Source organism: Streptomyces coelicoflavus (assembly GCF_045041415.1).
GTDB classification, from domain to species: domain Bacteria; phylum Actinomycetota; class Actinomycetes; order Streptomycetales; family Streptomycetaceae; genus Streptomyces; species Streptomyces coelicoflavus.
Map to the genome: position 1 here is coordinate 6,281,705 of NZ_CP108218.1, position 20,049 is coordinate 6,301,753.

Consider the following 20,049-nt stretch of genomic DNA (forward strand, 5'->3'; position numbering starts at 1 on the left):
CCGCGCCGCGCACCCGAATTTCGCTCGCGACCCGCACCCCGGCCGCCTAGGCTCCCGGCATCGGCCCCGCCCTGCCTCCCCCTCCCATGCCAGGAGCCCACCCCAGTGCCCACCCCCACCCTCACCGACCAGGCGTTCCTCGACACCACCGCCGACCGGCTCGCCGCCCTGCCCGCGGTCCGGGCGGTCACCCTCGGCGGCTCCCGGGCACAGGGCACGCACGGACCGGACAGCGACTGGGACCTGGCGGTCTACTACCGGGGCGCCTTCGACCCGGACGACCTCCGGGCGGTGGGCTGGGAGGGCGAGATCTCGGAGATCGGCGCGTGGGGGGGGGCGGCGTGTTCAACGGTGGTGCCTGGCTGACGATCGACGGGCGCCGGGTCGACGTGCACTACCGCGACCTGGACGTGGTCGAGCACGAGGTGACGGAGGCGGGGGCGGGCCGTTTCGGCGTCGAACCGTTGATGTTCCACCTGGCGGGCATCCCCACGTACCTCGTGGTCGCCGAACTGGCGGTCAACAAGGTGCTGCGCGGCAGTCTGCCCCGCCCCGCCTACCCGGAGGCCCTGCGCACCACGGCCCCCGACCGCTGGTACGGCGCCGCCACCGCCACCCTCGCCTACGCCGGGGCCGGCCACGCACCCAAGGCCGCCCTCACCCAGGTCGCCGGCGCCCTGGCCCTCGCCACGACCCAGACGGCGCACGCGGTCCTGGCGGCGCGCGGGGAATGGGTGACGAACGAGAAGGGGTTGGTCGCGCGCGCCGGACTGGACGGGGTCGACGCACTGGTCGCGGCCCTGGCACCGGAGCCGGAGAGCCTGGCACGCGCGGTCGACGACTGCGGGACGCTGCTCGACCGGGCCGTGCGGACGGCCCGGTCCCGGTGACGGGGCGGGCCGGCGGATCAGCCGGGCCGGATGCCGGGCCGACTCCCGGGGCCGTACGTTGGCGTGATGACGCCCTCTCCGCCTGAGAAGCCGCAGCCCGGCGCCCGCCGTGGCCGTCCCGGCCGGCCGGCCGATCTCGTCATCACCGGCTGCACCGTTCTCGTGCACGACGACCGGGGGCGGATCGGCTTCGAGCAGGACGCGGCCGTCGTCGTGCGCGACGGGATCGTCGACTGCGTGACCACCGCCGTCGCAGGGGCCGCGGTGCCCGCCGCCGAGCGCATCGACGCACGCGGTCAGGTCGCCCTGCCCGGGCTGATCAACTGCCACACGCACGCGCCGATGGTCGCCCTGCGCGGACTCGCCGAGGACCTGCCCACCGAGGAGTGGTTCAACGACGTCGTCTGGCCCGTCGAGTCCAACCTCACGGTGCGGGACGTGACCCTGGGCGCCCGGCTGGCCTGCGCCGAGATGATCCGCGCGGGCGTCACGGCCTTCGCGGACAGCTACTTCCACATGGACGCCGTGGCCGAGGTCGTCGACGAGTGCGGGATGCGGGCGCAGCTCGGGCAGGCGTACTTCTCCTCGCAGGGGCCCGAAGGCATGGCGGCGTCGCTGGAGTTCGCGCTGCGCCGCCGTGGCTCCGCCGGCGGCCGGATCACCACCGCCCTCGCTCCGCACGCCCCCTACACGGTGGTCGACGCCGACCTGGCCGCGACCGCCGAACTCGCCCGCGAGCACGGCCTGCCCGTGCACCTCCACGCCGCCGAGAACCGCGACCAGACCGACACCAGCCTCGCCCGGCACGGGGTCACCCCGATCGGGGTCCTGGAACGCACCGGCGTCCTCGGCACCGACGTGCTCATCGCCCACGGCACCGGCATCACCGAGGGCGACCTGCCGCTCCTCGCGCGTGCGGACGGCCGTACGGCGGTGGCGACCGCGCCCCGCGGCTACCTCAAGTTCGCCTGGCCCGGCACCACGCCCGTGCGAGCCCTGCGCGACATCGGCATCCCCGTGGGGCTCGCCACCGACGGAGCCGCCTCCAACAACTCCCTCGACGTGTGGGAGTCGATGGCACTCACGTCCCTCATCCAGAAGTCCACCGAGGGCGACCCCCGCTGGCTGACCTCCCGTCAGGCACTGCACCACGCCACCGTGCAGAGCGCCGAGGCGGTCGGGCTCGGGGACGCCGTCGGCCGCATCGCACCGGGGCGGCGGGCCGACCTGATCCTCGTCGACCTCACCGGACCGCACACGCAGCCCGTGCACGACCTCGCCGCCACCCTGGTGCACAGCGCGCGCTCCGCCGACGTGCGCACGACGATCGTCGACGGGCGCGTCCTCATGCGCGACCGCCGACTGCTCACCGTGGACGTGCCCGAGGTGGTCCGGGAGCTGGGGGAGCGGCTGCCCGCCCTGACCGACCGGCGGCACGGGCGGCGCATCCAGGAGTACGACACCTGAAACGCCTGTTCAGAGGCGCGTCGAAAAAAAACCTCCCGGGCAGCGATGAGTTCCGCTCCGCCCTTCGGTCACCACCCGGACGGCCCGGCCGCTTGCGGACCGCCGGCCGTCGGACCGAAGCACGACGCATGTCGCACAGGAGGCTGGAGCCATGTCGCTGCCCGAGATCGTCACCCGCGCGGACTGGCGCGCGGCGCGCGAGGCCTTACTGGCCAAGGAGAAGGCGGCCACCCGCGCGCGTGACGTCCTCAACGCCGAGCGGCGCGGGCTGCCCATGGTGGAGGTCGACAAGGAGTACGTCTTCGAGGGCGGCGACGGCAAGGCCACCCTGCTCGACCTGTTCGAGGGCCGGGACCAGCTCGTCGTCCACCACTTCATGTTCGCGCCCGAGTGGGAGTCCGGCTGTCGCGGCTGCTCGGCGTTCCTGGACCAGATCGGGCACCTCGCGCACCTGAGGGCCCGCGGTACGTCGTTCGCGGCCGTCTCCCGGGCGCCGTATCCGAGGATCCTGCCGTTCAAGGCGCGGATGGGCTGGACGCTGCCCTGGTACTCGTCGTTCGTCAGCGACTTCAACACCGACTTCGAGGCGACCCAAGAGCACGAGGGCGAGCTGGTGGAGCGGCCGGGGCTGAGCTGCTTCCTGCGGGACCGCGAACGGGTCTTCCACACCTACTCCGTGTACGGGCGCGGCCTGGACGGGATCGGCTCGACCACCAGCCTGCTCGACCTGACCGCGCTCGGCCGGCGGGAGCCCTGGGAGAAACCCGAGGGGCGCGCGGCGGCTCTCGGTGCGCCCGTGGGCAGTGGGAGAGTCCGATACCACGACGAGTACGAGGACTGAGACGCTCCGTAGCGGAAACGGCCGAACGGCCGAGGCGCCGCTCACACTTTGCGGTGAACGGGTGTCAACTATGTCTCAGTACCATCACCACGCGAGGCGTTCGCTCCATGGTTGGCGTTTAACTCTACGAGTACAGCGCTACATGGAGGTGCGGAGTGAACGGGCGAACGGTGCTCGAACGCTTTCCCGCCGGTGGACCCCGAGGATCCTGGCCGGCGGAGGAGTTCGCACAGGCGCGGCGTCTGGAAGGCCTGCCCGCCGAGGTCGTCATGGACCTCGCCACGGACATGTTCCTGGTCGTCGTGCGCCGCGGCGACGCCGCGGGTGACGCGGCGGCCTGACCCGCGCGGCCGCCCAGGCGCTCACTGCGCCTGCGCGCCCACCGTCCGCGACCAGGTGGGCGTCGTGTTCGTCAGCCGGCACAGGGCCAGGTACAGCGGGATGGGCGGCGTGTAGGGAACCGTGCCGTCCGAGCGGTGCAGGAGGCCGGGGACGTCGGCGGCCCCGGGCACCACCGCACCGGTGGCGTAGCGCGCGGGCGCGGGCCACTCCAGGGCGTAGTCGGAGTCGGACGGAACGATCCACCACCAGTGCGTCTCATCGGCGTAGACGCACCCCACGCGCGGCAGCCGGGGCAGAACCTGCTGGGCGAGGAGGGCGGGTACCGCCACCGCGTCGCAGCCCAGCGGTGCCGTCATGCCGTCCGGCACGGGCAGCCGCACGGGCGTCCCGGCACCGCGCCGTCCGCGCTGGAGGCGGACCATGGTGTCCAGACCGAGCGGTCGGATGCCGGACGCAGCCCTCATAGCCATTCGGTCCCCGTTCCGCGGCGTGTCTCTCGGCTCTCACGGCTCACCCGGCGGCGGGCCTCCGCCTCGTCCTCGTCTCCGGGAGTGTCCGCGGGGCCGGGCTTCGGGCGGGCGCCCCAGCCCAGGTCGTTGCGGGGCTCCGCGGGGCCGACCGGTCCGTCGGCCTTGCGCGGCAGCTCGGCCCAGACCAGCAGTCCGGGACCGTGCTCGTGGGCGCCCCAGGCGTCACACAGGGCGTCGACGAGGAGCAGGCCCCTGCCGTGCTCGTCCTCGGGCTGCTGATCCTCCGAGGGGTGGGGCTGGCCGGGGGCGCAGCCCTCGTCTCGCACGGCTATGCGGACCAGGTCGTCGGCGTCGTGCAGTTCGCACACTATGTGTCTGCTCGCCGTGTGCACGATCGCGTTGGTCACCAGCTCGGAGACCACCAGGGCCGCGGTGTCGCAGGTGTCCGCGCACACCGCCCAGCCGCTCAGCCGGGCCCGGGTCAGGCGTCTGGCCTGCGAGGGAGAGCCCGGATGGGCGGCCAGCTCGAAACGGAACCGGCGCTCGGCGGCGGTGGCTCCCGAGGAGCCGGCTCCCATGGCGGCACCGAGGCCCAGGGAGCCCACGGTGGCGTCTGTTCCTAAGGGCGCGGACGGAATCACGCTTGCCACTATCGCCCCGCCGTGAACACTTGGCAAGTGTCACTCTGAAAAATGCAGAGTGCTGTGTGACGTTCTGGACGGCCGTGGCACACTGCTCGCAACAGCACGTCGAGCGGCGCCACTTCAGGTCGTTCGAAAGGCCTTTCCGGCTTTCGAACAGAACTTCGAATGGCGCCGCCGGGCTGTCCGCACCAGGACACGCCGGGCTCGCCGAGGCTGTCCGTACAACGGAACAGGGACGCAAGGACTCTTTCGGGACTCTTCAGGAGGTGGGCGGTGAGCGAGCCGCGGTCCGCGCCGACGGTCGGCCAGGTCGTACTCGGCCGGCGCCTGCTGGACCTGCGGGAACGCGCCGGTCTCAAGCGCGAGGAAGCCGCCCGTGTCCTGCGCGTCGCCCCCGCCACGGTGCGCCGCATGGAGATGGCCGAGGTCGCCCTCAAGATCCCGTACCTCCAGCTCCTGCTGAAGGCCTACGGTGTCGGCGACGAGGAGGCCGACGCCTTCGTCCGGCTGGCCGAGGACGCCAACAAGCCGGGATGGTGGCAGCGCTTCCACGACATCCTCCCCGGCTGGTTCTCGCTGTACGTCAGCCTCGAGGGCGCGGCCTCCCTGATCCGCTCCTACGAGCCCCACTTCGTCCCCGGAGTCCTCCAGACCGAGGACTACGCGCGCGGGGTGCTGCGCTCGGGCGCCATCGGACAGACCCGGCCGGACGACATCGAGCGCCACGTCGACCTGCGCATGCAACGCCAGGAACTGCTCACCCGTGACGACGCACCCCGGCTGTGGGTCGTGATGGACGAAACCGCGCTGCGCCGCCCCGTCGGGGGACCGGAGGTGATGCGTGCCCAGATCGACCGGCTGCTCGAAGCCGCGAAGCTGCCCAACGTGACGCTTCAGATCGCCCCGTTCGCGAACGGGCCGCACCCCGGCACGTACGGGCCCTTCGTGCTGTTCCGATTCGCCATGCCGGAACTCCCGGACATGGTCTACAGCGAGTACCTGACCGGCGCCGTCTATCTCGACGCGCGTGCCGAGGTGGCGACCCACCTCGAGGTCATGGACCGCATGGCGGCGCAGTCCGCCACGGCACATCGCACGAAGGAGATCCTCCGGGATCTCCGCAAGGAGCTGTGAATGAACCGCATCAAACCCCAGCGCCCGCCACTGACCCGCGGTGAGCGGATCTACAACGGCATGCCCGCCCGCGAGCTGGGCAGCGAGGGCTGGCACAAGCCGTGGAGCGGCGGCAACGGAGGCAACTGCCTGGAGGCGATGAAGCTCTCCGACGGCCGGATCGCGGTACGGCAGTCCACCGACCCGGACGGGCCGGCGCTGATCTACACCTCGGCCGAGATGACGGCCTTCATCCAGGGCGCCAAGGCGGGAGAGGCGGACTTCCTGCTGTCCTGAACCCTGCGCTTCGGATTGTTGTTTTTAAGCTGTTTGGCACTGAGTCGACCACCCGTCGCGAGGAGAACCCACCACCTGGAGTGACAGGACGACCACCCGGCCGGCGAGGCGACAAGCCGTCGGCGGCCGGGCGGCCGGCGGCTTGCCGCCCGGCCGGCCCGCCCCCACCGGCTCAGGCGAGGGCCAGCACGTACGCCACCGCCGCGGCGGCCGAGGCGACGGCGCGGACGTGGTTCCAGGCCGTCCACTCGCGCACGTAGGCGGACCAGCGGGCGGCCGCCTCCGCCGAACCCGGCTCCAGCCGGAGCAGCGCCGCGTTGCGCGGCACGTTGGCGGCCGCCGTGACCCCGAACGCCCCGACCAGATACAGCGCGCTGCCGAGCAGCAACTCCACCGCGGCCTCCTCGGGCCACAGCACGAGCGTCACCACGGCGATCACCACCGCCAGTACCGCCGTCCCGAGGAACACCGACATGAAGGCCGGCCGTACCGCGGCCGTGTTGATCGCGTTCATCGCGGCGACCCCCCGCGCGGGCGGCAGCGCGGCGAGCCCCCGCATGACGAACGTGGAGAAGGCGCAGAAGACACCGGCCGTCACACCGGTCCCGAGCACACCCAGCACCGTCAGCACGAAGTACGGTCCGTCGGTCATGTCCAGTCCACTCCCACCCCTCGCGCGGCGGCCGTCCTCCCGGCCGCCGATCACCCCAAGTCAACCGCCCCACCGGCACGGTGACCATGGCCGAGCGCCGCGGACCCATGCGCGAGCGTCCAGGCGGGCCGGGCCGGCGACCGCCCGCGCGAGCGCCCGCACGGTCGCCCGCACGACCGAGGCGACGGCCGGCCCGCCGGGTGACGCATCATGGGCGGGTGCGACTGGAAGCGATCACCTGGGACCGGCTCGGCGACCGGCTCGCCGAGCGGCTGCTCGACCTGGAACCCGCCGACGGCAGTGCCTGGACGCGGGTCGCCCTCGACGGCGCCCCGGCCGCCCGCCCCGGCGACCTCGCCGACCGCGTCGGCGAGGCGCTTCGCGTCCGAGGCCGCCCCTCGCTCGTCGTGGGGACGGCGGGATTCCTGCGCCCCGCCTCGCTCCGTCTGGAATACGGACACCAGGACGTCGAGTCCTACTACAACGGCTGGTACGACACCGGCGCCCTGTGGCGCGAGGTCTTCGACCCCCTCGGGCCCGGCGGCGACGGGCGGGTCCTGCCCGACCTGTGGGACCCGGTCACCGACCGCGCCACCCGCAGTCCCCGCGTCCCGCTGCCCGCCGGCGGCGCGCTGCTGCTCCACGGCCCCTTCCTGCTGCGCCACTGGTTCCCCCTGGACCTGAGCGTCCACCTCGTCCTGACCCCGGGCGCGCTGCGCCGCCGCACCCCCGAGCCCGAGCACTGGACCCTGCCCGCCTTCGCGCGCTACGACGAGGAGAGCGACCCGTCCGGCACCGCCGACGTCGTGGTGCGCGCCGACGATCCACGCCGTCCCGCCTGGAACGGCTGACCCGGAGGGCCGCTGCCGCCGGAGCGTCGCCCCCTTCGGGCAAGCGGGACAACTGGGATGATCCCAGCATGACGCGAACCGACGGATACCTCCTCGACAACGGTCAGTCCGAGGCTGCGGAGCGCTTCGACGCCTTCGCCACGCTCTTCGACCCCACCACGTTCCGGCACCTCCAGGCGCTCGGCGTCGGCCCGGGGTGGCGCTGCTGGGAGGTCGGGGCCGGCGGCACCTCGGTGGTGTCGTGGCTGGCCAAGCGGGTGGGGCCGACCGGCAGGGTCCTCGCGACGGACATCGACACCTCACGCGTCGCCCCGGCCGGCCGTCCGCCGGTCGAGGTGCGGGTGCACGACGTCGGCGCGGAGGAACCGCCGGGGGACGGCTTCGACCTCGTCCACGCGCGGCTCGTGCTCGTCCATGTCCCCGACCGGGAACAGGCGTTGCGGTCCATGATCAAGGCCCTGCGGCCGGGTGGCCGCCTCCTGGTCGAGGACGCGGACCCGGCGCTCCAGCCCCTGCTCTGCCCGGACGAGCACGGCCCGGAGCAGCAGTTGGCGAACCGGCTGCGGCACGGCTTCCGCCAGCTGCTGTCCCGGCGTGGCGCCGACCTGTCCTACGGCCGCCGGCTGCCCCGGCTGCTGCGGGAGGCGGGCCTGCGCCGGGTGGAGGCCGACGCCTACTTTCCGGTCACCTCGCCGGCGTGCGCCGCCCTGGAGTCGGCGACCGTACGGCAGGTCCGCGACCAGCTGGTCTCCGCGGGGGTGGCCTCCCACGACGACATCGACCGCCACCTCGCGAACGTCGCGTCCGGCGGCATGGACCTCGCTACCGCGCCGATGATCTCGGCATGGGGCCGCAAGGGGTGAGCGCGGCTACCCGTCGGCCGCTCGCGGCCCGTCCGTACGCTGCCCGTCCGTACGCTGCCCCTGCGTACGCGGCGGTCTCCCGCCCACCCCTTCGACCGCCCGTGCGCCCGCCCGGCACCCGGCGGCCGCCGCCTCCTCGGGCTCCGCACCCGTGAGCAGCGCGGCGAGGAACGCGCCGGTGAAGGCGTCCCCCGCGCCCGTACTGTCCCGCGGCGACGCCGTGACGGCGTCGACCCGGGCGCTCACCGTGCCGGACCGGGCCACCAGCGCCCCTTCCGCGCCCTGCTTGGCGACCACCAGCGGAACGTGCCGGCTGAGCTTCGCGGCCGCGTCCGCCGCGTCGGGCAGGCCGGTGAGCAGACCCGCCTCTCCGCGGCTGGGCAGCAGCACGTCCACGCCCTCGACCAGGCCGAGGAAACGGCCGACGCCCAGCTCGGTGAGGAACCCGGCCGACGCCGGGTCCAGGCTGACCGGCACCCCACGCGCGCGGGCCGCGGCCAGGGCGGCCGACACCAGGGCGCGGCCCGGCTCCGAGAAGAGGAGATAGCCCGACAGGTGCAGCCGGCCGACGCCGTCGAGCAGCGTGTCCGACCAGTCGTCCGGCCCGATCAGCAGCGACGCCCCGCTGTCCGTCAGGAACGTCCGCTCGGCCGAGTCACCGGTGTCGACGAGGCAGATCACCGTGCCCGTGGGCGCCGTCGCGTCGACGACGAGAAGTGGACGCACCCCGCACGCCGCCAGCTCCCGCTCGTGCCACGCGGACGCGTCCGCGCCCACCCGGCCCAGCATCCGTACGTCCGCGCAGCCCGCGTACGCGGCCCAGCAGGCCACGTTGGCCCCCGCCCCGCCGGGCAGCCGCCGGATCGAGGCGGCGGTGTCCGTGCCGGCGGCCAGCGGTCCCCGGTGCCGGGCGACGACGTCGGTGACCACGTCCCCCACGACCAGCAGCGCGTCCCCCGGGGCGGTGCTCTCCGGGGCAGTGCTCTCCGGAGCGGTGCTCATGCCCCGGTCCAGGCCGCCGCGATCCGGGCCGCCAGCCGCACGTTTCCCCGCACCGCCGCCAGGTTGGCGCTCAGCGAGGCACCGTCGGTGAGCCGTACCAGGCGTTCCAGGAGGAACGGCGTGACCGCCTGGCCCGAGATCCCCTCCGCCTCGCACGCGTGCAGCGCGTCGGCGAGCACACGCGCGTGGAGCGCGGGATCGAGCTGCTCCTCCTCGGGCACCGGGTTGGCGACCACGAGCGCGGACGGCGGCACGCCCAGCGCGTCCTGCGCCCGCATGACCGCCGCCACCTGCTCCGGGTCGTCCAGCGTCCAGTCCACCGGGTGTCCCGAGTCGGACAGGTAGAAGCCGGGGAAGCGGTCCGTCCCGTATCCGGCCACCGCGACGCCCAGCGTCTCCAGCCGTTGCAGGGTCGCCGGGACGTCCAGGATGGACTTCACGCCCGCGCAGACCACCGTGATCCGGGTGCGGGCCAGCAGGCCCAGGTCGGCCGACTCGTCCTGGGTCACCGTCCACTCCCGGTGGACGCCGCCCAGCCCGCCCGTCGCGAACACCCTCACGCCCGCGAGGGCCGCCAGCAGGGCGGTCGCGGACACGGTGGTCGCCCCGCTCGCCCCCGAGGCCACCGCGAGAGGCAGGTCCCGGTGTCCCAGCTTGCGGATGCCGTCCTCGTTGGCGACCCGCTCCAGCTGCTCCTTGTCCAGGCCGACATGCGGCCGACCGTCCAGCACGGCGATCGTCGCCGGCACGGCGCCCTCCCGCCGCACCGCCTCCTCCAGCTCCCGGGCCACCAGCAGGTTGCGCGGGCGCGGCAGGCCGTGCGCGATGATCGTGGACTCCAGGGCCACCACGGGGCGACGTGCGTCGACCGCCTCCCGCACCTCTTCCGACACCACCAGCATCACGTGCCTGCCTCTCGTCCGGACGGTCTCCCTCTGCTCCGCTCTCCCTCATCCCTGGCGGGCCGGGGCCCCGGCCAAACCCAGCCGGCGCGGGAACAAAACCGTTGCGGCCCCCGGGGCGGGCCGCGAGCCTGGGGCCATGACAGACAACACGACACGTCTCGACCACGTCGTCCTGTGGGTGAGCGACCCGGTCGCCGCGGCCGGCTTCTACGAGAAGAACCTGGGCTTCGAGCCCCTGCGGGTCGGCGAGTACACCGCGGGGACCGTGAGCTTCCCCTCCGTGCGGATCGACGACGAGACCATCCTCGACCTCGCACCGCGTTCCATGGCGGCCCGGATGCGCATGCTGCCCGGAGCCGACGCCAGTGCCGGGCATCCCGTCAACCACATCTGCGTATCCCTGTCCGCGCACGACTTCGACGCCCTGCGCGCCCGCCTGGACGAGCAGTCCATAGCGATGTCCGACCTCTCGCACGGCGCCTACGGAGCCCGCGGCAGCGCCCGGCGCAGCTTCTACTTCGGCGACCCGGACGGCAACATCATCGAGGCCAGGCACTACGAGTAGCGGCCTGCTGGTTCTGCCCGCCGACCGCCCGCATGCCTGCCCGCCCGCCTGCCCGGCGGCCGGTGCCGCCCGTCAGAACAACGGCTCGGGCAGCACGCCCTCCAGCGCGAGCAGCCGCCGCTTGGTGTCCACGCCGCCGCCGAACCCGCCGATGCCGCCGTCGCTCTCCACGACCCGGTGACACGGCACGACGACCGGCAGCGGATTGGCCCCCATGGCCATGCCCACCGCCTGCGCGCCGCCCGGGCGGCCCACCCGGCCGGCGAGGTCGCCGTAACCGACGACCTCGCCGTAGGGGACGCCGGAGGCCAGCTCGCGCAGTACCTGCCGGTTGAAGCCCGAGATCAGCGACCAGTCCAGCGGCAGCTCGAAGTCGCGCCTGAGGCCGGCGAAGTACGCCTCCACCTGGCGTATCGCCTCGGCCAGCAGCGGGGAACCGGGCGCCTCGACGGGTTCCGTGCCCAGCCGGGCCGCGAGTCTTTCGAGCGCCCGGTCCCGCGCGGCGTCGGTGGCGTGGAACACGACGTTGACCAGGCCGTCGCGGGTGGCGGCCAGCAGCAGCGGACCGATGCCGGTGCCGACGACGGTCCACACGACCCGCTGCTCGTACTGCCCATGGCTGTCCATGCGCCCACCGTACGACCCGCCACTGACAACGCCCCGCCGGTCCACTGCGCCCGGGTCAGTCCACGGCGTCCCGCACCACGTCGGGCTTGTTGGTGATGATGCCGTCGACCCCGTACCCGGCGACCCGGCGCGCGGTCTCCGCGTCGTTCACCGTCCAGGTGAGCACCTCCAGCGGCCTGCCGTGCGGGCCCGTGAACGCGTGCACCGAGGACACGTAGCTCATGGAGAGGGAGCTGTGCGACGGGTTGATCTGGTCGGCGAACTCCGCGTACGCCGGCAGCTCCGACACGGCCGGAGTGCCGAGGAAACCGGTCTTGACGGCCGGCTTGAGATCGTGGACCGTCCGGATGCTGTCGGCGTCGAAGCTCTGCACGACCAGCCGTCCCGCCACGTGCCGCCGGTCGAGCCAGCCCTCGTTGGCGAGGACCTTGAGGGTCTGCCGCTCGATGCCCGGGTACAGTCCGGGGCTCTTCAGCTCCAGCAGCAGCTTCTGGTGGTTGTGCTCCACGCGGTGCACGTACTGCTCCAGCGTCGGCACGCGCGCGCCCGCGTACTCGGGCCCGAACCAGCTCCCCGCGTCCAGCCGCGCGATCTCGGCGGCGGTGAAGTCCTTCACCTTCCAGGGCGACCGGTCCGGGAAGACCTCCTCCACGTCGGTGGTACGCGCCAGGCTCTCGTCGTGGAGGACGACGAGTTCGCCGTCCCGGGTGCGCTGAACGTCGTTCTCCACCCAGCGGAACCCCAGCTCGGCCGCCCGGTCGACGGCGGCCAGCGTGTTCTCGGGCGCGTACCCGGAAGCACCCCGGTGGGCGACGACCACGGGCCCGTCGCCGGCCGCCTCGTCGGCCCGGGCGTGCGAAAGGGGTGCGGTGAGGGCGACCCCCAGAAGAGCGGTGGTCGTGACGGCTACTGCGCGTACGGGCATGCGTACTCCTCGCCTCGAACGATCACGGACAGCACCACTGTGACACCAGAGCGTCAACAAAAGAGGGGTGCGGAGTGGCCACGGGCTGAATGGAGTTGCTCAACTACGCTCACGGAGGCGGCACAACTGGGGCGAGACCGTGATTCTTTGCCGGAGAATCGTTCGACCATTCCGGTGGAAGTCATACTCTCTGCCTCGACCCTGATCGCCCGCGCGGTCCTGGGAGGGGGCGCACATCAGGAGCAACCGGGACACCACCGGGGTGTAAGAAGGCGGAAAGGCAGCCGCACATGCAAAGCACGGTCGACGGATTCAGCTACGGACTCGTCACACCGCTGGTGGCCTATCTCATGGCCTGCCTCGGCGGCGCCCTCGGTCTGCGCTGCACCGCCAGGGCCATGCTGGTCACCCGCTCCTGGCGCCCCGGGTGGCTCGCCCTCGGCTCGGCCGCGATCGGTTCCGGCATCTGGACCATGCACTTCGTCGCGATGATGGGGTTCACGATCGAACACACCCCGATCCGCTACGACTGGCTGATGACCTTCGCCAGCCTCGCCGTCGCCGTGGTCATGGTCGGCGTGGGGATCTTCATCGTCGGCTACCGGGGCGCGCGTGGCACGGCCCTGTTCACCGGCGGCACCGTCACCGGCCTGGGCATCGCCTCGATGCACTACCTCGGAATGGCCGGGATGCACCTGGACGGGCAGCTGACGTACAACACGTTCACCGTCGCCGCGTCCGTCGTCATAGCCATGGCCGCCGCCACCGCCGCCCTGTGGGCGGCCGGACAGGTCCGGGGTTTCCTGTGGAGCATGGGCGCCGCCCTGGTCATGGGGCTGGCCGTCACCGGCATGCACTACACGGGCATGGCCGCCCTCGAGGTCCATCTCACCGGCACGACCGAGCCCACCGTCGGCGGATCGTCCGCCGAACTGCTCGCGCCCATGCTGATCGGCCCCCTCGCCTTCCTCCTCCTGGCCGGCGTCGTCGTCCTCTTCGACCCTCTGATGGTCATGGGGAGGCCCGCCGCGGCCCCCGTGGAGCGGAAGCCGGGCATCCCCGCCCACACCGAGGTGCCGCGCACGGTCCGGCACCCGGCGCACCACCCCGCCCGGCGCACCCGCCGTCCCCTCGCCCACCGGCGCTCCCGCACCCCGCAGAACCGCTGACCGGGACCCGTTGTCAGTGCGGGGTCGTACGGTGGAACCCATGCGGCCCGTTTCCCAGATCGAACGCACGGTGGCGCCCTTCGAGGTCGTCAGCCCGTACCAGCCCAGCGGCGACCAGCCGACCGCCATCGCCGAGCTGGCCCGGCGCGTCCAGGCAGGCGAGAAGGACGTCGTCCTGCTCGGCGCCACCGGCACCGGCAAGTCCGCCACCACCGCGTGGATGATCGAGAAGCTCCAGCGCCCCACCCTGGTGATGGCGCCGAACAAGACCCTGGCCGCCCAGCTGGCGAACGAGTTCCGCGAGCTGCTGCCCAACAACGCCGTCGAGTACTTCGTCTCGTACTACGACTACTACCAGCCCGAGGCGTACGTCCCCCAGTCGGACACCTACATCGAGAAGGACTCCTCGATCAACGAGGAGGTGGAGCGCCTGCGCCACTCCGCCACCAACTCGCTGCTCACCCGCCGCGACGTCGTCGTGGTCGCCTCCGTCTCCTGCATCTACGGCCTCGGCACCCCCCAGGAGTACGTGGACCGCATGGTCCCCCTGCGGGTCGGCGAGGAGCACGACCGCGACGAGCTGCTGCGCCGCTTCGTCGACATCCAGTACACGCGCAACGACGTGGCCTTCGCCCGCGGCACCTTCCGGGTGCGCGGCGACACCATCGAGATCTTCCCGGTCTACGAGGAGCTGGCCGTCCGCATCGAGATGTTCGGCGACGAGATCGAGGCCCTGTCCACGCTCCACCCGGTCACCGGCGAGATCATCAGCGACGACCAGCAGCTGTACGTCTTCCCGGCCTCCCACTACGTCGCCGGCCCCGAGCGACTGGAGCGGGCGGTCAACGACATCGAGAAGGAGCTGGCCGAGCGCCTGACCGAGCTGGAGAAGCAGGGCAAGCTCCTGGAGGCCCAGCGGCTGCGCATGCGCACCACGTACGACATCGAGATGCTCCGCCAGATCGGATCCTGCTCCGGCGTGGAGAACTACTCGATGCACTTCGACGGCCGCTCGCCCGGCTCCCCGCCGAACACGCTCCTCGACTACTTCCCGGACGACTTCCTGCTCGTCATCGACGAGTCGCACGTCACCGTCCCGCAGATCGGCGCCATGTACGAGGGCGACGCCTCCCGCAAGCGGACCCTGGTCGACCACGGCTTCCGGCTGCCCTCCGCGCTCGACAACCGCCCGCTGAAGTGGGAGGAGTTCCAGGAGCGCATCGGGCAGACCGTGTACCTGTCCGCGACCCCCGGCGCCTACGAGCTCTCCCGTGGGGACGGCGCCGTCGAGCAGATCATCCGCCCCACCGGCCTGGTCGACCCGGAGGTCGTCGTCAAGCCCACCGAGGGGCAGATCGACGACCTGGTGCACGAGATCCGCACGCGGACCGAGAAGGACGAGCGCGTCCTGGTCACCACCCTCACCAAGAAGATGGCCGAGGACCTCACCGACTACTTCGTGGAGCTCGGCATCCAGGTCCGCTACCTCCACAGCGACGTCGACACGCTGCGCCGCGTCGAGCTGCTCCGTGAGCTGCGCGCCGGCGAGTACGACGTCCTGGTCGGCATCAACCTGCTGCGCGAGGGTCTCGACCTGCCCGAGGTGTCCCTGGTGGCGATCCTCGACGCCGACAAGGAGGGCTTCCTGCGCTCCGGCACCTCCCTGATCCAGACCATCGGCCGCGCGGCGCGCAACGTCTCCGGCCAGGTCCACATGTACGCGGACAAGATCACGCCGGCGATGGAAAAGGCCATCGACGAGACCAACCGGCGCCGCGAGAAGCAGGTCGCGTTCAACAAGGCGAACGGCATCGATCCCCAGCCGCTCCGCAAGAAGATCAACGACATCGTCGCCCAGATCGCCCGTGAGGACGTCGACACCGAGCAGCTCCTCGGCTCTGGCTACCGCCAGACGAAGGAGGGCAAGGGCGCCAAGGCCCCCGTGCCCGCGCTGGGCGGCCAGACGGCGGGCGGGACCAAGGCGGCCAAGGGCCGGGCCAAGGAAACGGCGGTGACCGACCGCCCGGCGGCGGATCTGGCCGAGCAGATCGAGGATCTCACCAACCGGATGCGCGCCGCCGCGGCCGACCTCCAGTTCGAGATCGCGGCCCGGCTGCGCGACGAGGTCTCCGAAATGAAGAAGGAACTGCGCCAGATGAAGGAGGCGGGCCTGGCCTGACGGCCCGTCCGGACAGCGCACTGTGTTGCAAGACCGACACAAAGCGCGGACCGGGGTGGGGCACTGTCAGTGCCCCTGCGTAGTGTTCTGGTCAACCGCGGGCAACGCGGCAACAGGGGACAGTTCGAGAGGGGATCAGCGCGTGACCGTCAACATGACCAAGGGTCAGGCCATCAGTCTGCAGAAGAGCGACGGCGGCACCCTGACGTCCGTGCGCATGGGTCTCGGCTGGCAGGCGGCTCCCCGGCGCGGCCTGTTCGGTTCGCGCACCCGGGAGATCGACCTGGACGCCTCCGCGGTCCTCTTCGCGGACAAGCAGCCGGTCGACGTCGTCTTCTTCCGCCACCTGGTGAGCGACGACGGCTCGGTGCGCCACACCGGGGACAACCTCGTCGGCGGTGTCGGCCAGGGCGGCGACGACGAGGCGATCCTCGTCGACCTCCAGCGCGTTCCGGTCCACATCGACCAGATCGTCTTCACGGTGAACTCCTTCACCGGCCAGACCTTCCAGGAGGTGCAGAACGCCTTCTGCCGCCTGGTCGACGAGACCAACGGCCAGGAACTGGCCCGCTACACCCTGGCCGGCGGCGGCGCCTTCACGGCGCAGATCATGGCCAAGGTGCACCGCGCGGGTCAGGGCTGGGCGATGACCGCGATCGGCACCCCGGCCAACGGCCGCACCTTCCAGGACCTGATGCCGGCGATCCTGCCGGTCCTGTAGCGCCCGGCCCGCCGGGGCCGGCTGCGGCGGTCCGGCCCGCAGCCGTCCGACACCAACCGGCCGGTCCCGTACGCGGGGCCGGCCAGGCCCGCGTGACGCCTCGCGGGCGACGTACGACTGACACAGGGGGACAGGCGATGACGGCCGAGCTGACGCGGGGACAGAACCACCCGCTTCCCGGGGCTCGTCTCGAGATCCGGGTCTCGGCCGGCACACCGGTCGTGGCCGGGGCCACACTCGGCGACGAGGACGGCACCATCCACGGCGTCGAGCAGGTGGCCCACCCGGGCGCGCCCACCCTGCCCGGCCTGGAGGTCTCCCGGCAGGCCGCCGCCGACCACCGCCTCGCGGTGGACCTGGACGCCGTACCGGACGCCGTGCACCGCGTCAGTGTGCTGCTCGCCCTGCCCACCGGCGGCAGGGGACCGGCCCGCTTCGGCGCCGTCGCCGCGCCCTTCGTCGCCGTCACCGGCCTCGACGGCGACGAGGTCGCCAGCTACACCATCACCGGCCTGGAGGCCGAGTCCGCCGTCGTCGCCCTGGAGCTCTACCGGCGCCAGGGCGCCTGGAAGGTGCGCGCCGTGGGCCAGGGCTACGCGGGCGGCCTCGCCGAGCTCTTCGCCGACCAGCAACTGGCCCAGGCCCACCAGCTCGCGGGGAGCATCCACGAGGCGGTGGCGAGCGGGCTGGCCCGTTCGGTGCCGGCTCCTCCGGCCGCCGCCCCGGCGCACCGTCCGGACCAAGGCACCGCGCCGCGGACCGGTACCGGTGGCTCCGTACCGCCGGCGTCGTCGCCGTACGACCCCCAGGGCGCCCCCGGTTCCGGCCCCGGCCCGCAGGGCCCCGGAGTGCCCGGGCAGCACGGAGCGCAGCAGCCGTACCCGGGCGGTCCGGGGGAGTCCGCCACCGCCGGTCAGCCGGCCGCGCCCGGCGGAGACGGCCCCATCGACTACAGCCACCCGCGCCGGCAGACCGCGGCGCCGCCCCCGCCTCCGCCGGCCGCGCCCCCGGCCGAGCCGGGCCGGCCCGCCAGGCCCGTCGCCGGTGACGCCACCGGCTGGTCCATGGAGGAGCGGCTCTACAACCAGGTGTGGGGCATGTTCGAGGACCTGGCCCGCACCATGGCCGCCTACCGGAGCGCCGTCGACTTCGCCGACTCCCGCATGGAGAAGGAGCTCGACCAGGTCCTGTCCGACCCGCGCAACCGGATCGGCGGACAGGGCGACGCGGCCCGGGAGGCGGCGCGTGCCCGGCACGGCGAGCTGGTGTCCCAGGCCCGGGAGGTCCTGGACCGGGACGTCACCCAGCTCCTCGCGGAGGCCGAGGTCGTCGAGCCCGCGCTCCCGGCCGCCTTCGCGCGCTGGGACAACCCCGTCTGGCACGCCTACCGCGTCCCCATGGAGATCCCGATGGCCCTGCGGCTGGGCGATCTCCACCTGCCCGAGGCCGACCGCATACGCATCCCCATGCTGATCCGGCTGCCGCTCGAGCGGGGCCTGTGGATCGACAGCGGACGCTCCGCCTCGCTCGACGGTTCGTTCGCCGACTCACACGAGATGCGGCGCCTGGGCCTGGAGACCGCCGTCGCCCACGCGGCCCGGCTGCTCGCCGTCTACCCGCCGGGCGAGTTCACCGTGCACGTCATCGACCCGGCCGGTTCCGGGGCGCAGGCACTGGCGCCGCTGGTGCACAGCGGGGTGCTCGCCGCGCCGCCGGCCCAGGGCGCCGCGGGGGTGACGGAGGTGCTGTCCCGTCTCACCGAGCGCGTCGACCTGGTGCAGATGGCGTTGCGCGGGGGTGCTCCCGACGCGCTCCCGCCCGGCCTCGACACCTCGCACCAGCTGCTGATCGTCAACGACTTCCCGCACGGTTTCGACGACCGGGCCGTCAACCAGCTGCGCTACCTCGCCGACGAGGGGCCGGCCGTCGGCGTCCACCTGATGATGGTCGCCGACCGCGAGGAGTCCTCCGGGTTCGGACCGCTGCTCGACCCGCTGTGGCGCTCGCTGCTGCGGCTGACACCGGTGGCCGAGGACCACCTCGCCGACCCGTGGGTCGGGCATGCCTGGACGTACGAGCCGCCGCTCGTGCCGCCCGGCAGCCAGGTACTCCAGCAGGTCCTCGCGCAGGTCGCCGCCGCCCGTCGCTCATGGGACCGGTGACCGCCTCCGAGCTGGCCTTTTGAGCTTAATTTGCAAATCTCTTTACCTTCCCTTGGTGATTGGGGTACTGTCGTCCGTACGGAGGGGAGTACTCCCTGTCTGCTGCGGCGTACCCGTCAATACGGATCAGGCCAGATCCCGGGGCGTCGGCCCGTGGTCCGGACGCTTCACGCGTCCCGGGCCGGGGTGGAAGAGACCTCCGGCAGCGACGACGCTGACATCTGCCGTGTGACGTACTGCCGGAGGCGTAAGTGGAAGTTTCGGTGACCCTGTGGGTCCTGACCATCGTGGGCCTCGCCGCCCTCATCGCGGTCGATTTCTTCATCGGCCGCAAGCCGCACGACGTATCGATCAAGGAAGCCGGCATCTGGACCGGCGTCTGGATCGCCCTGGCGGGCCTCTTCGGGCTCGGCCTGCTCCTCTTCGGCGGCGGTGAACCCGCCGGTGAGTTCTTCGCGGGCTTCATCACCGAGAAGTCGCTGAGCGTGGACAACCTCTTCGTCTTCGTCCTGATCATGGCGAAGTTCGCGGTGCCCTCGCAGTACCAGCAGCGGGTCCTGCTCATCGGTGTCCTCATAGCCCTGGTCCTCAGGGCCATCTTCATCGCCGCGGGTGCCGCGATCCTCGCCAGCTTCGCCTGGGTCTTCTACATCTTCGGCGCCTTCCTCATCTACACCGCCTGGAAGCTCATCCAGGAGGCCCGGGCCGACGAGGACGACGAGGAGTTCGAGGAGAACAAGCTCCTCAAGGCCGCCGAGCGCCGCTTCGGCGTCGCCGACCGATACCACGGCACCAAGCTGTGGATCGAGGAGAACGGCAAGCGGATCATGACCCCGATGCTGGTCGTGATGCTCGCGATCGGCACCACCGACGTGCTCTTCGCGCTCGACTCCATCCCGGCGATCTTCGGCCTGACCCAGGACCCGTACATCGTGTTCACGGCCAACGCGTTCGCGCTGATGGGCCTGCGCCAGCTGTACTTCCTCATCGGCGGTCTGCTGAAGAAGCTGGTCCACCTCTCGTACGGCCTGTCCGTGATCCTGGGCTTCATCGGCGTCAAGCTGGTGCTGCACGCCCTGCACGAGTCCGGCGTCCACGTCCCCGAGATCAGCATTCCGGTCTCGCTCGGCGTGATCTGCTCCGTCCTGATCGTCACCACGATCACCAGCCTCCGCGCCTCGAAGAAGCAGGCCGAGGCGGAAGCGGCGGCCGCCGGGAGCGGCGAGACGTCGAAGGACAGCATCGAGGCCTGATCCACCCGGCCGGGGAGCGGCGAACGGCGCGGAGCCGTTCGCCGCTCCCCGCATGCCCGGCGCCTTTGGCGTGCCGGGCGGGGCGGCCGGCCCGGCGGGTGAGCGGCCCGG

At 72.4% G+C, this 20,049-nt stretch carries 20 protein-coding genes and 1 pseudogene; 14 read left to right on the plus strand and 7 right to left on the minus strand.

All coding sequences use genetic code 11. The features are described 5' to 3' along the window. The first annotated feature begins 105 nt into the window (after window positions 1-105). The 4 genes and pseudogenes from OHA99_RS28135 (at window position 106) to OHA99_RS28150 (ending at window position 3,539) form a co-directional block, all read left to right on the plus strand. Window positions 106-890: pseudogene (locus OHA99_RS28135) on the plus strand (nucleotidyltransferase domain-containing protein). Between the two features lie 66 nt (window positions 891-956). Beyond that, a complete protein-coding gene (locus OHA99_RS28140) occupies window positions 957-2,357 on the plus strand; it encodes an amidohydrolase (RefSeq protein WP_405698292.1) in 1,401 nt (466 codons plus the stop codon). A 151-nt stretch (window positions 2,358-2,508) separates the two neighbouring features. Next, window positions 2,509-3,198, plus strand: coding sequence for a DUF899 domain-containing protein (locus OHA99_RS28145; protein ID WP_405698293.1), 690 nt, complete (start codon window positions 2,509-2,511; stop codon window positions 3,196-3,198). A gap of 155 nt (window positions 3,199-3,353) precedes the next feature. Then, window positions 3,354-3,539, plus strand: a complete 186-nt coding sequence (locus tag OHA99_RS28150; protein WP_087809936.1) for a hypothetical protein — start codon at window positions 3,354-3,356, stop codon at window positions 3,537-3,539. Window positions 3,540-3,560: 21 nt separating this feature from the next. Here OHA99_RS28150 and OHA99_RS28155 read toward each other — a convergent pair whose 3' ends face one another. Both OHA99_RS28155 and OHA99_RS28160 read right to left on the minus strand, forming a co-directional pair. Next, window positions 3,561-4,004 (minus strand): hypothetical protein, encoded by a 444-nt coding sequence (locus OHA99_RS28155; protein ID WP_054103400.1) that lies wholly within the window; start codon window positions 4,002-4,004, stop codon window positions 3,561-3,563. Then, window positions 4,001-4,660: an ATP-binding protein gene (locus OHA99_RS28160; protein WP_153180372.1), complete on the minus strand. Its 660-nt coding sequence runs from the start codon at window positions 4,658-4,660 to the stop codon at window positions 4,001-4,003. Before OHA99_RS28160 ends, OHA99_RS28155 begins: the two co-directional genes overlap by 4 nt. 267 nt (window positions 4,661-4,927) lie before the next feature. On the opposite strand from OHA99_RS28160, the gene OHA99_RS28165 reads away from it, so the two are divergent. Both OHA99_RS28165 and OHA99_RS28170 read left to right on the plus strand, forming a co-directional pair. Then, window positions 4,928-5,788, plus strand: a complete 861-nt coding sequence (locus OHA99_RS28165; RefSeq protein ID WP_054103402.1) for a helix-turn-helix transcriptional regulator — start codon at window positions 4,928-4,930, stop codon at window positions 5,786-5,788. Further along, complete coding sequence (locus tag OHA99_RS28170) at window positions 5,789-6,064, plus strand: DUF397 domain-containing protein (protein ID WP_007448399.1); 276 nt, start codon at window positions 5,789-5,791, stop codon at window positions 6,062-6,064. It abuts the gene before it with no gap. Window positions 6,065-6,236: 172 nt separating this feature from the next. On the opposite strand, the gene OHA99_RS28175 is transcribed toward OHA99_RS28170, so the two are convergent. After that, complete coding sequence (locus tag OHA99_RS28175; RefSeq protein ID WP_153180373.1) at window positions 6,237-6,716, minus strand: DUF1772 domain-containing protein; 480 nt, start codon at window positions 6,714-6,716, stop codon at window positions 6,237-6,239. A 218-nt stretch (window positions 6,717-6,934) separates the two neighbouring features. On the opposite strand from OHA99_RS28175, the gene OHA99_RS28180 reads away from it, so the two are divergent. Then, complete coding sequence (locus OHA99_RS28180; protein WP_405698294.1) at window positions 6,935-7,567, plus strand: uridine kinase; 633 nt, start codon at window positions 6,935-6,937, stop codon at window positions 7,565-7,567. A 68-nt stretch (window positions 7,568-7,635) separates the two neighbouring features. Then, window positions 7,636-8,430 (plus strand): methyltransferase, encoded by a 795-nt coding sequence (locus OHA99_RS28185; protein ID WP_153180375.1) that lies wholly within the window; start codon window positions 7,636-7,638, stop codon window positions 8,428-8,430. A 6-nt stretch (window positions 8,431-8,436) separates the two neighbouring features. Here OHA99_RS28185 and OHA99_RS28190 read toward each other — a convergent pair whose 3' ends face one another. Both OHA99_RS28190 and OHA99_RS28195 read right to left on the minus strand, forming a co-directional pair. Further along, window positions 8,437-9,432, minus strand: coding sequence for a carbohydrate kinase family protein (locus OHA99_RS28190; protein WP_381503045.1), 996 nt, complete (start codon window positions 9,430-9,432; stop codon window positions 8,437-8,439). Further along, the gene (locus OHA99_RS28195) at window positions 9,429-10,337 is read right to left on the minus strand and encodes a pseudouridine-5'-phosphate glycosidase (protein WP_194280124.1); all 909 of its coding nucleotides are present in this window, start codon (window positions 10,335-10,337) and stop codon (window positions 9,429-9,431) included. Before OHA99_RS28195 ends, OHA99_RS28190 begins: the two co-directional genes overlap by 4 nt. A gap of 136 nt (window positions 10,338-10,473) precedes the next feature. Here OHA99_RS28195 and OHA99_RS28200 point away from each other — a divergent pair, with 136 nt between their 5' ends. Then, window positions 10,474-10,902, plus strand: a complete 429-nt coding sequence (locus OHA99_RS28200; protein WP_153180378.1) for a VOC family protein — start codon at window positions 10,474-10,476, stop codon at window positions 10,900-10,902. Window positions 10,903-10,974: 72 nt separating this feature from the next. On the opposite strand, the gene OHA99_RS28205 is transcribed toward OHA99_RS28200, so the two are convergent. Then, window positions 10,975-11,529 carry a methylated-DNA--[protein]-cysteine S-methyltransferase gene (locus OHA99_RS28205; protein WP_153180379.1) on the minus strand — a complete coding sequence of 185 codons (555 nt, stop codon included), beginning with the start codon at window positions 11,527-11,529 and terminating at the stop codon, window positions 10,975-10,977. 55 nt (window positions 11,530-11,584) lie between these two features. Continuing rightward, complete coding sequence (locus OHA99_RS28210; RefSeq protein WP_164385171.1) at window positions 11,585-12,454, minus strand: glycerophosphodiester phosphodiesterase family protein; 870 nt, start codon at window positions 12,452-12,454, stop codon at window positions 11,585-11,587. Window positions 12,455-12,744: 290 nt separating this feature from the next. On the opposite strand from OHA99_RS28210, the gene OHA99_RS28215 reads away from it, so the two are divergent. The 5 genes from OHA99_RS28215 to OHA99_RS28235 all read left to right on the plus strand — a co-directional run bounded on the left by OHA99_RS28215 (window position 12,745) and on the right by OHA99_RS28235 (window position 19,938). Beyond that, a complete protein-coding gene (locus OHA99_RS28215; protein WP_153180381.1) occupies window positions 12,745-13,623 on the plus strand; it encodes an MHYT domain-containing protein in 879 nt (292 codons plus the stop codon). A 40-nt stretch (window positions 13,624-13,663) separates the two neighbouring features. Next, a complete protein-coding gene (gene uvrB / locus OHA99_RS28220) occupies window positions 13,664-15,802 on the plus strand; it encodes an excinuclease ABC subunit UvrB (RefSeq protein ID WP_153180382.1) in 2,139 nt (712 codons plus the stop codon). Window positions 15,803-15,944: 142 nt separating this feature from the next. After that, window positions 15,945-16,523: a TerD family protein gene (locus tag OHA99_RS28225; RefSeq protein WP_007448387.1), complete on the plus strand. Its 579-nt coding sequence runs from the start codon at window positions 15,945-15,947 to the stop codon at window positions 16,521-16,523. 137 nt (window positions 16,524-16,660) lie between these two features. Then, window positions 16,661-18,685, plus strand: coding sequence for a TerD family protein (locus OHA99_RS28230; RefSeq protein ID WP_381503051.1), 2,025 nt, complete (start codon window positions 16,661-16,663; stop codon window positions 18,683-18,685). 251 nt (window positions 18,686-18,936) lie between these two features. After that, window positions 18,937-19,938, plus strand: coding sequence for a TerC/Alx family metal homeostasis membrane protein (locus OHA99_RS28235; protein ID WP_153180384.1), 1,002 nt, complete (start codon window positions 18,937-18,939; stop codon window positions 19,936-19,938). Window positions 19,939-20,049 lie beyond the last annotated feature (111 nt).